This window comes from Yersinia vastinensis (assembly GCF_902726565.1).
In the GTDB taxonomy this organism is placed as follows: domain Bacteria; phylum Pseudomonadota; class Gammaproteobacteria; order Enterobacterales; family Enterobacteriaceae; genus Yersinia; species Yersinia vastinensis.
Genome location: NZ_CACVAF010000001.1, coordinates 68,904 through 81,331 on the forward strand (window position 1 = coordinate 68,904; position 12,428 = coordinate 81,331).

Consider the following 12,428-nt stretch of genomic DNA (forward strand, 5'->3'; position numbering starts at 1 on the left):
CTAACGCATAGCAACGTGATGATTTAAAAAATATATTGTCTCGTTACAGGAATAGATGCGATAGATAATTTATTCTGCTCAATGATGGATGCGACGGATGCATTTTCACTTCCAGGGTGCAGCACGGACGAGCACTCGCCCGGAACTCTTTAACGATGATAAAACCTGGGTAGTTTGCTGGCACAGAGGATTCATTCCGAATAACAGGGACGAATCTCAGCCCCGGGTTTACATTTCTCACGTCTGCGCTTAAGCAGGCTGATTGCTATATTCTGCCCACAGGAGCCTGTATGACACGCAGCAAAGAACAGCTCTGGTCTGAACGTCAGGGGAACAATACCCGTAGGCCAGATGAAATAAGGTCGGAATACGAACGTGATCTTTCCCGACTAATCCACTCTTCCGCCTTCAGGCGATTACAGTCGAAGACACAGGTGCTGGGGCTGGGCGAGAGCGACTTCTACCGCACACGGCTGACTCACTCTATGGAGGTAGCGCAGATTGGCAGCGGCATCCTGTCTCAGCTGAATATACGCTATCCCGTTGGGGTAGCGACTGAGGCGGAATTCCTGCCTCACCCAAGCCTTATGCAGGCTATCTGCCTTGCCCACGATATCGGCCATCCCCCCTTCGGTCATGGTGGTGAAGTTGCGCTTAACTACTGCATGAGAGCCTATGGAGGCTTTGAGGGTAACGGACAGACGCTGCGTATACTCACCCAATTGGATAAGTACACCGAGTCCAACGGGCTGGATCCGACGCGCAGGCTTATTCTAGGCGTGCTGAAATACCCGGCAAGCTACTCTGAGGTAGTCAACGAGAGCGCTTACGGCCAGCTACAGTCAGGAAGCCGTGAATGGCTGTTTAAATCCTCCGGCTTTAAGCCCCCGAAATGCTATCTGGACTCCGAAGCGGATACTGTCAGCTTCGCACTCCAACCTTTTGATCATGATGATGCGCTGTTATTCAGATCCGGAAGAAAGACCACCGAGCCGGTTGAGCACAGGAAAACGAAATATAAAGCGCTGGACACAACGATTATGGACTTAGCGGATGAGATATCCTACTCACTCCATGATCTTGAGGACGCGATCTCACTGAGAATGATCGACAAAAGCATGTGGATGGACTACTTCAGTGACAAGTCGCATCTGTTTGAAGCATGTCAACGTAGCTCGTTTGACCTGACCGCTGAAGACGTAGCCGATAAGCTGTTCGGCAGAAGCTACCTTCGCAAGGAATGCATCGGAACGCTGGTTCATCTGATGATCACAAGTGTCACGCTTCAGGTGCAGCATCCTGATTTCAAGTGCGGAATGCTTCGCTATAAAGTGGCACTACCTGCTGAAGTCGAAGCCTTACGTGAGGCCATTTTCAGTCTGGTTGAGGACAAGGTTATCCGGCACGAAAACGTTCAGCTACTGGAGTTCAAAGGCCAGAAGTTGATTGTAGAGCTGTTCAATGTGCTGGCAAGCGACCCCACACGTTTTCTCCCGGCAGAGACGTGCAAGAAGTATAGAGAAGCTGAAAAAGCTGACGATAAAAAAATGCGGGTCATTAGCGACTATGTTTCAGGTATGACGGACGAGTACGCGACCCGGATGTATGAGAAAATCTTTGTTCCGCGCAAAGGATCAATCTTTGACAGACTCTGATGTTCCCCCTGCACATGGCAAAACCGTGAGCATGATGAATTAGAAGTTGGCACTGGCCCTGTTTTCAGGGGGGCTCAATCCTTATCAGTATTGTCGGGTTCTATGGCTTTTTTTGGGATAGCATAAGCTCTATTGCTAACTCAGCATACTGCGCGTCACTGGGCCAGAAAGTCACGGTTACTGAATAAGTGTCAGTTACAAAAAAAGCGGGGGTAGCACCCCGCTTTGGTATTTTTGGTAAGTAGCAACCCGGAGGCGGGAAGCTTTGCTTATCCTAACCTCAACTGCGCTACGTATACAAATTTTTGAGCCTTTCTGTAAGTTTGTGTAAATTTTCATTTGTTAAATGGTGATCGAACAGGATGCAAGCCACTCCATTAAAAATCATTTTCCCACTACAGCACATCTGACTTTTTTCATCTTTTTTAACTTAAAATCATTTCTAATCAATTAGATACTATTTGATGCGGACGATGTGCTGTAGCGGGATGTATCAATTATCTATTAATAAAAGATAGTTGAATTATTTTTACTAATACTGATTAGTGCAATGATACTTACTAAATGGTTTGAAATAATGTAATGTAAGCTGTTGATATATAATCATAGTTATAGAAATGATGTATGATGGTACTAGCGGGGGAGCTCTAATGATCCAGATAATTATTGAGAAATGCGGAGATAGCCCGGTATTCAAAATACCAGAAGCAATTATGGAAAAAGTTGGCTTCAGTATCGGCGATGCTATTGATATTGAAGTCAAAAATGGCTGTATCATTATTGGCCCAGCGGAACTGGTTAAATATTCCCTTGAAAATCTTATTGAGGGCATTTCTGAGGTTAATCTTCACAACAGAGTTGACTTCAGGCTGCCAATAGGCAAAGAGTTGCTCTGATTCTCTTTTAGACTAATTCCAGAAAATTGGAATGATTGCGGTGAGCAACAACCAAGAGCGGAAAGTAAAGTTTTTAGTCGTAATAAAGGCTATTTTTTACTATAAACTTCACATAGTTAATAAATTATCATATAACAATATGAAATTATTATATTTTTTGTTTTGTTTTCCACTATCAGGTAATTAGAACCGTTCTGATTCTGGGATTCGCTAAGTACGAATAGTGCTAAAAATAATACCCTGTCTCGGCAGGGTTTTTTATTACCTTTTTACGTCAATTCTGTGGTTTGTTGCTCTGCCTCTCTAATATCGATGCTTGGCTTCTCGGAAACTGCATCCACTATGCCGTAAACCAAAATATCCTTTTATCACTATAATCAATACTCTGATATTCATCATATGGAGTTCGATCATGGTCATTGTTCACCATCTGAATAATTCACGTTCACAGCGTATCTTGTGGATGTTGGAAGAGTTGCAAGTTCCCTATGAGTTGAAGTGCTATCAGCGTGATCCCGGCAGTTTGTTGGCACCACCAGAATTGAAAAAAATCCATCCGTTGGGGAAGTCACCAGTGATAACTGATGGTGATCTGACGTTGGCTGAATCAGGTGCCATCATTGAGTATTTGCAAGAAACCTATGATGCTCAAGGGCAGTTCAAGCCTACTGGCCATTATGATCGCCAGCAATTTCGTTACTGGATGCATTATGCGGAAGGCTCATTGATGCCACTGCTGGTGATGAAGCTTATCTTCAGCCGATTGGGTGGGCCGCCAGTGCCGTGGATTATCCGCCCAGTAGCGAAAGCCTTGGGGGATGGAGTGCAGAAAAATTATCTAAATAAGCAAATTGCCACGCACCGTGATTATCTCGAGCAGCATTTAATGCAAAACCTGTGGTTTGCGGGCCGGGATTTCAGTGCCGCCGATATCCAGATGAGCTTTCCTATCGAAGCAATAAACACCCGTGGTGGCCTTGACGGGTTCCCGAAACTGAAAGACTTCTTAGTCCGCATTCATCAGCGCCCGGCCTATCAACAAGCGATTGCAAAGGGCGGTGCCTTCACATTAGAAAAATGATTATCGGGGTTTAGATATCTCAGATAAACGAGTGTGAGGCCGCTCACACTTTCGTTTCCCTCTACAATTGATGCTTCCGGACAAATTAATGTAAGAAAATGCATGAAATGTCGCTTTCTGATGTTGATTAGTCGCTGCAAATAGCTAGATAATCGTTTGCCTTAAATGACATCTGCCCTAAACTTCGATTTTTTTTCAGTCATACGCACTTCCAGCTAATCGTTTGCTATTTTCTCCGTGACTTCGGTGTTGGAGGAGTTGACGAGTTAATCGGCAGAGACGGAAACGATTACGTATGAAAGGGCGTGTGACTTGCTGACTACATTTAAAATGACACACAGGGGACATCACCATGTCTAGCACCAATCCTCAAGCGAACTCGGCGGCAAAGCCAAAAGGTTCGCTTGATGCATTTTTTAAGCTTAGTGAACGTGGCAGTAATGTACGCCAAGAAGTGCTGGCCGGTCTGACGACCTTTTTGGCCATGGTCTACTCGGTCATTGTTGTGCCTAGCATGCTGGGTAAAGCGGGCTTCCCGCCAACAGCCGTATTTGTTGCGACCTGTTTGGTTGCAGGTTTAGGCTCTTTGTTGATGGGGTTGTGGGCGAATTTGCCAATGGCGATTGGTTGCGCCATCTCTCTGACTGCGTTTACCGCATTCAGTCTGGTGTTGGGCCAACAGATTAGCATTCCTGTGGCGTTGGGCGCGGTATTCCTGATGGGGGTGCTGTTCACCATTATTTCTGTCACCGGCATCCGTTCATGGATATTGCGTAACTTGCCAATGGGCGTGGCACACGGCACCGGCATTGGTATCGGCCTGTTCCTGCTGCTGATTGCGGCAAATGGTGTCGGTCTGGTTATCAAGAACCCCATCGAGGGTTTGCCAGTAGCGCTGGGCGCATTCACCTCTTTCCCGGTAATGATGACATTATTGGGTCTGGCGGTGATTTTCGGTTTGGAAAAACTGCGTGTTCCGGGTGGGATTCTGTTGGTGATTATCGCCATCTCGGTTATTGGCCTGATTTTTGACCCAAGTGTGACGTACCAAGGGCTGTTCGCGATGCCAAGTCTGGCAGATGCTAATGGTAACTCATTGATTTTCAGCCTTGATATCATGGGCGCATTAAAACCTGTGGTGTTGCCAAGTGTGTTGGCTTTGGTGATGACTGCCGTCTTTGATGCTACCGGCACCATCCGTGCGGTAGCAGGGCAGGCAAACTTGCTGGATAAAGATGGCCAGATTATCAATGGTGGCAAAGCCCTGACCTCTGACTCCGTCAGCAGCATTTTTGCTGGTTTGGTGGGCGCGGCTCCTGCGGCTGTCTATATTGAATCTGCTGCCGGTACAGCGGCAGGCGGCAAAACCGGCCTGACGGCTACCGTCGTCGGTATCCTGTTCTTGCTGATTTTGTTCCTCTCTCCGCTTTCCTACTTGGTTCCGGCTTATGCAACGGCTCCGGCTCTGATGTATGTCGGCTTGCTGATGCTGAGTAACGTATCCAAACTGGATTTTGACGATTTCGTTGATGCGATGTCGGGTTTGCTTTGCGCCGTATTTATCGTGCTGACCTGCAATATCGTCACCGGTATTATGTTGGGCTTTAGCTCACTGGTGATTGGCCGTATTTGTTCCGGCGAATGGCGTAAATTAAATCTTGGCACGGTGATTATTGCCGTGGCGCTGGTGGCATTCTATGCCGGCGGTTGGGCGATTTAATCTCAATAATAGGGGGTATTCTGCCCCCTATTCTGTCCTTAATCTTGCCACTTTTTATATATCCCTACTTTCTTTGTATTTTCCTGCTTTCAGTAACAGGTTTTTCCCCGTTTTATAAAAAAGTGATCTACTATCAAAAGCTGTGAACCCGCCCAGCATAGGGGCGAGTGCGGTCAGGTCTTATGTTGTGTACGTCGTGTTGAGTCTAAGGAAAGCATGGAAATCTTTTTTACAATCCTCATTCTGATTCTGGTGGTATCGCTTTCTGGCGTCGTCACGAGAATGTTACCGTTTCAAGTTCCTCTCCCTTTAATGCAGATTGTCTGTGGTGCCTTGCTGGCTTGGCCTCACTTTGGTTTGCATGTCGATTTTGACCCGGAATTATTCTTAGTGCTGTTTATCCCTCCACTGCTCTTTGCCGATGGCTGGAAAACACCGACACGGGAATTTATCCACCATGGGCGGGAAATATTTGGTTTGGCCTTAGCCTTGGTGCTGGTCACTGTGGTGGGCATCGGTTACCTCATTTATTGGATGGTACCGGGTATTCCGCTGGTCGCTGCTTTTGCACTGGCGGCGGTATTATCGCCAACCGATGCCGTGGCGTTGTCCGGTATCGTAGGGAAAGGGCGAATACCTAAATCGATTATGGGTGTGTTGGAAGGGGAGGCATTGATGAATGATGCCTCTGGTCTGGTTGCGCTGAAATTCGCTATTGCGGTGGCAATGGGCACTATGGTGTTCACGGTTTCTGGTGCCACGTTGGAATTCCTGAAAGTGGCGATTGGCGGTTTGCTGGCCGGTGTGGCTGTCACGTGGTCATACAGTAAATCACTGCGCCTAATGAGCCGATGGAGCGGTGATGACCCGGCGACACAAATCGTCTTGCTGCTACTGTTACCGTTCGCCTCTTATCTGATTGCTGAACATATTGGTGTTTCCGGTATTTTAGCCGCAGTGGCCGCGGGGATGACCATCAGCCAATCGGGGGTTATTCGTAATGCTCCTCTGACCATGCGGTTGCGCGCCGATAGCGTGTGGTCGATGTTGGAGTTCGTATTTAACGGCATGGTGTTTATCCTGCTGGGCCTGCAATTGCCGGGCATTCTAGAAACGTCGATCGTGCAGGCTGAACTGGATCCAACCATTCAAACTTGGAACCTGTTTGCTGATGTTGCCATCATTTATGGCGCACTGTTGGTACTGCGTTTTGGTTGGCTATGGTCGATGAAAAAAATCAGTAAACGCTTGCTGAGTAAGCGCCCACTGGAGTTTAGTAATTACACCACACGCGAGCTGTGGGTGGCTTCATTTGCGGGGGTGCGTGGGGCGATTACCTTGGCTGGTGTGTTGTCTATTCCGTTATTCCTCAGTGATGGTTCAGCTTTCCCATCTCGCTATCAATTGGTGTTTATCGCCACTGGCGTGATTTTGTTGTCGGTCATTGTCGGGGTGATTGCATTGCCACCGTTGCTACGCGGTGTGGTTGTGGCAGATAAAAGCGCCAGCCGTGAAGAGGTTCGTTTGGCACGTGCTGCGGCAGCGGAAGTGGCGATTGTCAGTTTGAACAAGATGGAAGAGCGACTGGCTGCCAGCAGTGAAGAGAATATTGACCCAGAATTACTCAAAGAGGTTAGCTCGCGTGTCATTGGTACGCTGCGACGGCGTACCGGCAGTAAAGATGAAATCGAGAACACATTATTGATTGAAAATCTGGAGCGACGTTTTCGCTTAACGGCACTGCGGGCCGAGCGTGGTGAGCTGTATCACCTGCGCGCGACACAAAAAATCAGTAACGAAACCCTGCAAAAACTGCTGCATGATTTGGATTTACTGGAAGCACTATTGATAGAAAAAGAAGGTTAATTCTCCTCATCCGGCTGCTGCCCAGTGGCCGGTTTTATCTCCACTCACGATCCATTAGGCCAGAATTCACGGCAGCGGGTAATCCACGCCTGTGCACTGTGAGAAAGGTAACTTCCCTGACGCCAAATTAGCCCCAACTGCCACGGCATTAATGGTTCCAATGGTAGCCATAGCAGGGCATTTTTATCCAGCCGTTGGCAGATAGGTTCCGGCAAAATAGCGATGCCAATATTGGCTTGCACCATGGCGGCGAGAAAATCCCACTGTCCGCTGCGAACGGCGATTTGTGGTGTAAAACCACCCGCCGTAAAAGCGTCCATTAACTGACGATACAGAGCAAAATCTTCGTTATAAATCAAGATAGGTTGGTCAGCTAATTCAGGAATACTGATGGTTGTGCGGTTAAGCCAAAATGCGGTACGTGGCACCACGACACACAACGGATGGCTAAACAGCGGCAATGACGTTAAGGGTAAATCAGCATCGGCGGGGAGAGCGGTTAATGCTAAATCCAATTCACCGGACAGCACCGCCTGTTGCACGGTTAAACCGCCAAACTCGGCAATTTGTAACTCTACTCCAGGGTAACTGCGGCGGAATTCGCTGATAAGGACCGCCATTTGTGTACCCACCATAGGTGGAATGCCGAGTCGCAACATCCCTTTCTTCAACGAGCTAATATCTTTTAGCTCTGCTTCCAACTGCTGAAATTGGTCGAGGATCGCCAACCCGCGCTGATAGACGACTTGGCCATTATCGGTCAAATGTAAGCGGCGACCCTCGCGGGTCAGCAGGCTGCATTCCAACTCATTTTCCAAATTACGCAGCATTTTGCTGATGGTCGGCTGAGTAACAAACAGTTTCTCTGCCGCCCGAGTGAAACTTTGCTGGCGCACTACCTCGACGAAATAACGTAGTGTCCTAATATCCATCATTTTTTCCTGTCAGTGAGTGACGTCAGCGGGGAGACATCAAACTATGCCATTTAGGCATGATTGTGATGATTTTAATTCATTTTTTGCAAGGTTGCTCGCGGCCTATACTGAGCACTGACAAAATTTCCCTCCGAGGTTCCTCATGTTGTTGGCGTTACGTAGTTTCGCGCCGTCAGTTCTCACTCGCCTACAGGTGCCGGTTCAGGTGGCGCTGTATGCTGGGTTATTTATCATTGCTGATCAGTTGGTTAGTGTTTTCCATCTTCCCTTGCCCGCCAATATCGTCGGTATGTTATTGCTGTTAGCCATGATTATGTTGCGTATTTTGCCTGTGCGTTGGGTGCAGGCCGGGTCGCGTTGGTTATTGGCTGAGATGCTACTGTTTTTTGTGCCCGCAGTGGTGGCAGTGGTGAATTATGCTCAATTAATCATGGTAGATGGTTGGAAGATTTTCGCCGTCATTGCTGTGAGTACGACGCTGACACTCGCGGCAACTGGCTTGGTAGTTGACCGGGTTTACCGTTTTGAGGTGTGGCTACAACGCCGCAAATCCAATCATCATGAATGACTTGATTATCAGCATTGCATGCTTTCTGGCGACGTTGGCACTCTATTTTGCCAATAAAAAGCTCTATCGTCGTCGCCGCTCATTGTTGCTGATGCCCTTGGTATTGACGCCAATGGTATTGGTGTTGCTGCTGGTGGTCACCCATATCTCATACCAAGATTATATTGGCGAGACGCATTGGTTGCTGTGGCTACTAGGGCCAGCAACCATCGCATTTGCTGTACCCGTTTATGAAAACCTGTCGATTATTCGCCGCCATTGGCTCTCCCTCACCGCGGGTGTTATCACAGCCATTACGGTGGCGGTGGTCAGTTCGGTATGGCTGGCGAAGTTATTAACACTCTCGGAAGAAGTGCAACGTAGCTTGGCAGTGCGCTCAATTACCACGCCTTTTGCTCTGGAAGCAGCAAAACAATTGGGTGGGCAGCCTGATTTAGTCGCGCTGTTCGTAGTCATTACCGGGGTGTTCGGTATGGCGGTAGGGGATTTACTGTTTCTGCGGCTATCAGTGCGTAGTGGGTTGGCAAAAGGCGCGGGGCTAGGGGCCTCTTCTCATGGTGCCGGTACTGCTAAAGCCTACGAGATGGGGCAACAGGAGGGAGTGGTATCCAGCTTGGTAATGATGCTAGCCGGTATTATCACCGTTATTGGCGCACCTTTAATCGGCCATTTACTATGGTGATAATAGGGGTGATAAATAGAAGAAATATAAACAATGTTATAAGTATCTTATATCAATTGTTATATTAATTTATGATCCTTTCCATTCGGATATGAATGGAAAGGATCCCGAATATTCAAAGAAGCTTTGAGGAAAATAATTGTTTATATTTTTTTCATGACAGAATTCGATAATTTGTTTCTTGCTAGAAACACCGGCTTTATTGTATGTTTTTTGAATGATGTTACTCGATCTTTTAGGCGTTCAACTTTACGAACATGTTCTTGAAATTCAGTTTGAAACTCTGATTTCGATGCGGGGAGTTCACCATAAAATCGTCCCTCTATATTAAATTTATCAGGCAAAGCTAATGATTTGTGATATTTATTATTTCCATCTCTTTTTAATTTTAATGGTTTGGTATTTGAAAAGTCATAGTGGCAATAGTTTTTTGATTTTTATGGGTAATATAAAGTATTGATTTAGTTAATTAGTTAATTAGTTAATTAGTTAATTAGTTAATTAGTTAATTAGTTAATTATGTTTATTTTCTATAAATTTCTTTGTTTTTTTTAAAGGTTGTTTGTTTATTAAATAAACATTAACCTCTGTCGTCTAGAGCATTATTTGCTCTATTTACTACAAGGATACGTAGCATGATAAATTTCTCAGAATTTAGTACTAATAATGCGATAGAAGATAATATGGTTGGTATAGCATTTACAGAGATGTTTAAGAAGAATGGCTTGCGAGCCTATGGAACTCGCGTTAAACAGGGGACGCGGGTCGGTTGCCACAGCCATGTTAAAGATGAAGAGTGGTATATTATTATCTTTGGTGAAGGTGCTATTTGGACCGCTGATGTTATTGCCGGAACGTTAAAAAATAAGCGTGCCGATAAGTTTTATAAAGGTGCTGTATTTTGTATTTATCCTAATACAGCGCATCAACTTACTGCAAAGACTGACGTTGAATTTGTCTTTTTATGTCCAGAGTCACATATTACCCATGACCGAATTTTGTTTGATGATATTGCGAACGATATGGACTGAAATAAATTTCAGTGGGTTAAATTTGAAAATATAAAAAAGGGTGGGGAGAACCCCACCTAAAAATACTCAATGAAAATACCCAAAGTAATGAATATCGTTTTAAGTCCTTGTTAGTGAATAACTTGTGCCAGAAACGCCTGTGTGCGTTCAGATTTTGGATTGGAGAAGAACTCCGCCGGCGGTGCTTGTTCAACAATTTCCCCGCGATCCATAAAAATAACCCGATCCGCGACAGTGCGAGCAAAGCCCATTTCGTGAGTGACGCACAGCATGGTCATTCCCTCATGCGCCAGACTGATCATGGTATCGAGCACTTCTTTGACCATTTCGGGGTCTAGGGCCGAGGTGGGTTCGTCGAATAACATAATTTTGGGTTTCATGCACAGCGAACGGGCAATAGCCACGCGCTGCTGCTGCCCGCCGGAAAGCTGTCCGGGGAATTTATGGGCATGTTCGGCTATTCGAACTCGTTCCAGATAATGCATCGCCAACTCATCGGCTTCTTTCTTCGGCATTTTGCGCACCCAGCTTGGGGCTAACGTACAGTTCTGCATGACGGTTAAGTGCGGGAATAGATTGAAATGCTGGAATACCATGCCCACCTCCGTGCGTACGCGCTCAATATTGCGTAAATCGTCGTTAAGCTCGATACCGTCCACCGTGATTTTCCCCTGCTGATGCTCTTCCAAATGGTTGATGCAGCGAATAGTGGTGGATTTGCCAGAGCCTGAAGGGCCACATAGCACGATGCGTTCACCGGGGCGCACATGTAAATTGATATCTTTCAATACGTGGAACTGCCCGTACCACTTATTGACGTTTTCCAGCGTAATCATCATGTTATCGCCTTGAATTAGCTGATTGTCGCTCATATGGGGCCTCAATGTGTGGAACGTCCGGTGTGAAAGCGCTTCTCCAGATGCTGGCTGTAGCGCGACATGCTGAAACAGAAAATCCAGTAAACCGCCGCAGCGAAGACATAGCCCTCGGTCGACATGCCTAACCAGGCGGGGTCGACGGTGGCTTGTTGTACACTGCTGAATAGGTCAAATAGACCAATGATGATCACCAGACTGGTATCTTTAAATAGCGCGATAATGGTGTTCACTAACCCCGGAATAACCATCTTCAGGGCTTGCGGCAGAATAACTAACCCTTGCGTTTTCCAGTAGCCTAACCCCAGTGATTCGGCGGCTTCGGTTTGGCCTTTGGGTAATGCCTGTAGACCCCCGCGCACCACTTCTGCGACATAAGCGGACTGGAATAGCACTACCCCCACCAACGCACGGATCAGTTTGTCGATGCTGGTGCCTTCTGTCATAAACAGCGGCAGCATCACCGAGGACATAAACAGCACGGTGATTAACGGCACCCCACGCCAGAACTCGATAAATGCCACGGCGAGAATACGTACCACCGGCATACTTGAACGGCGTGCCAATGCCAGCAAGATGCCCAGTGGTAAAGCTCCTGCAATCCCGACGGCGGCAATGATCAGCGTCAGTGTTAGCCCACCCCACTGGCGTGTTTCAACGCGGGTTAGCCCAAAGAAACCGCCATATAACATCACCCACACGAATAATGGATAGGCCACCATCCACAGCACAAGATAGCGGCCACGACGGGGCATGGCGCGCCAAAACAGTGGGACGAGCGTGAGCAAACCAATGATTAAGGTGGTATTGATGCGCCAGCGCTGGTCAATGGGATAAAGGCCATACATAAACTGGCCAAAGCGTGCATGAATAAATACCCAGCAGGCACCTTCACGGGTGCAATCAGCGCGTGTTGTCCCTAGCCAGTTGGCGTTAAAAATAGTCCAGTTCAGTAACGGCGGGATCAACTGCCACATCAGCCATAAGCACAAAATCGTCAGTAAGCTATTGGTCCAACTGGAAAAAAGGTTTTTTCTAGCCCAGAACACCATTCGACTCAACGGGTTACCCGGCTGCACAGTGCTGGGGGGCTCGCGGCTTAATATCATCGTCATTCGC

At 47.1% G+C, this 12,428-nt stretch carries 11 protein-coding genes; 8 read left to right on the forward strand and 3 right to left on the reverse strand.

The genetic code is table 11. The features are described from left to right. Positions 1-290 precede the first annotated feature (290 nt). From HUZ92_RS00265 to HUZ92_RS00285, 5 genes are all read left to right on the forward strand, one after another. Positions 291-1,655 (forward strand): anti-phage deoxyguanosine triphosphatase, encoded by a 1,365-nt coding sequence (locus HUZ92_RS00265; RefSeq protein WP_106939559.1) that lies wholly within the window; start codon positions 291-293, stop codon positions 1,653-1,655. Positions 1,656-2,305: 650 nt separating this feature from the next. Further along, entirely contained in the window at positions 2,306-2,551 is a 246-nt protein-coding gene (locus tag HUZ92_RS00270) for an AbrB/MazE/SpoVT family DNA-binding domain-containing protein (protein WP_001548021.1), read from the forward strand. Between the two features lie 412 nt (positions 2,552-2,963). Further along, entirely contained in the window at positions 2,964-3,632 is a 669-nt protein-coding gene (locus HUZ92_RS00275) for a glutathione S-transferase family protein (protein WP_050101693.1), read from the forward strand. A 352-nt stretch (positions 3,633-3,984) separates the two neighbouring features. Continuing rightward, entirely contained in the window at positions 3,985-5,352 is a 1,368-nt protein-coding gene (locus HUZ92_RS00280; RefSeq protein WP_050101692.1) for an NCS2 family permease, read from the forward strand. A 216-nt stretch (positions 5,353-5,568) separates the two neighbouring features. Continuing rightward, positions 5,569-7,218: a Na+/H+ antiporter gene (locus tag HUZ92_RS00285; RefSeq protein ID WP_050101691.1), complete on the forward strand. Its 1,650-nt coding sequence runs from the start codon at positions 5,569-5,571 to the stop codon at positions 7,216-7,218. Between the two features lie 44 nt (positions 7,219-7,262). On the opposite strand, the gene HUZ92_RS00290 is transcribed toward HUZ92_RS00285, so the two are convergent. Then, positions 7,263-8,150, reverse strand: coding sequence for a LysR family transcriptional regulator (locus tag HUZ92_RS00290; RefSeq protein ID WP_050101690.1), 888 nt, complete (start codon positions 8,148-8,150; stop codon positions 7,263-7,265). Between the two features lie 145 nt (positions 8,151-8,295). On the opposite strand from HUZ92_RS00290, the gene HUZ92_RS00295 reads away from it, so the two are divergent. The 3 genes from HUZ92_RS00295 to HUZ92_RS00305 all read left to right on the forward strand — a co-directional run bounded on the left by HUZ92_RS00295 (position 8,296) and on the right by HUZ92_RS00305 (position 10,434). Continuing rightward, a complete protein-coding gene (locus HUZ92_RS00295) occupies positions 8,296-8,721 on the forward strand; it encodes a CidA/LrgA family protein (RefSeq protein WP_050296002.1) in 426 nt (141 codons plus the stop codon). Continuing rightward, a complete protein-coding gene (locus HUZ92_RS00300; RefSeq protein ID WP_050101688.1) occupies positions 8,714-9,403 on the forward strand; it encodes an LrgB family protein in 690 nt (229 codons plus the stop codon). The genes HUZ92_RS00295 and HUZ92_RS00300 overlap by 8 nt, the downstream gene beginning before the upstream one ends. Before the next feature lie 635 nt (positions 9,404-10,038). Beyond that, positions 10,039-10,434: a cupin domain-containing protein gene (locus HUZ92_RS00305; protein ID WP_145580123.1), complete on the forward strand. Its 396-nt coding sequence runs from the start codon at positions 10,039-10,041 to the stop codon at positions 10,432-10,434. 110 nt (positions 10,435-10,544) lie between these two features. Here HUZ92_RS00305 and HUZ92_RS00310 read toward each other — a convergent pair whose 3' ends face one another. Together HUZ92_RS00310 and HUZ92_RS00315 are read right to left on the reverse strand one after the other, a co-directional pair. Next, a complete protein-coding gene (locus tag HUZ92_RS00310) occupies positions 10,545-11,306 on the reverse strand; it encodes an amino acid ABC transporter ATP-binding protein (RefSeq protein ID WP_050101686.1) in 762 nt (253 codons plus the stop codon). Positions 11,307-11,314: 8 nt separating this feature from the next. Further along, entirely contained in the window at positions 11,315-12,424 is a 1,110-nt protein-coding gene (locus HUZ92_RS00315) for an amino acid ABC transporter permease (RefSeq protein WP_050141198.1), read from the reverse strand. Positions 12,425-12,428: the final 4 nt, after the last annotated feature.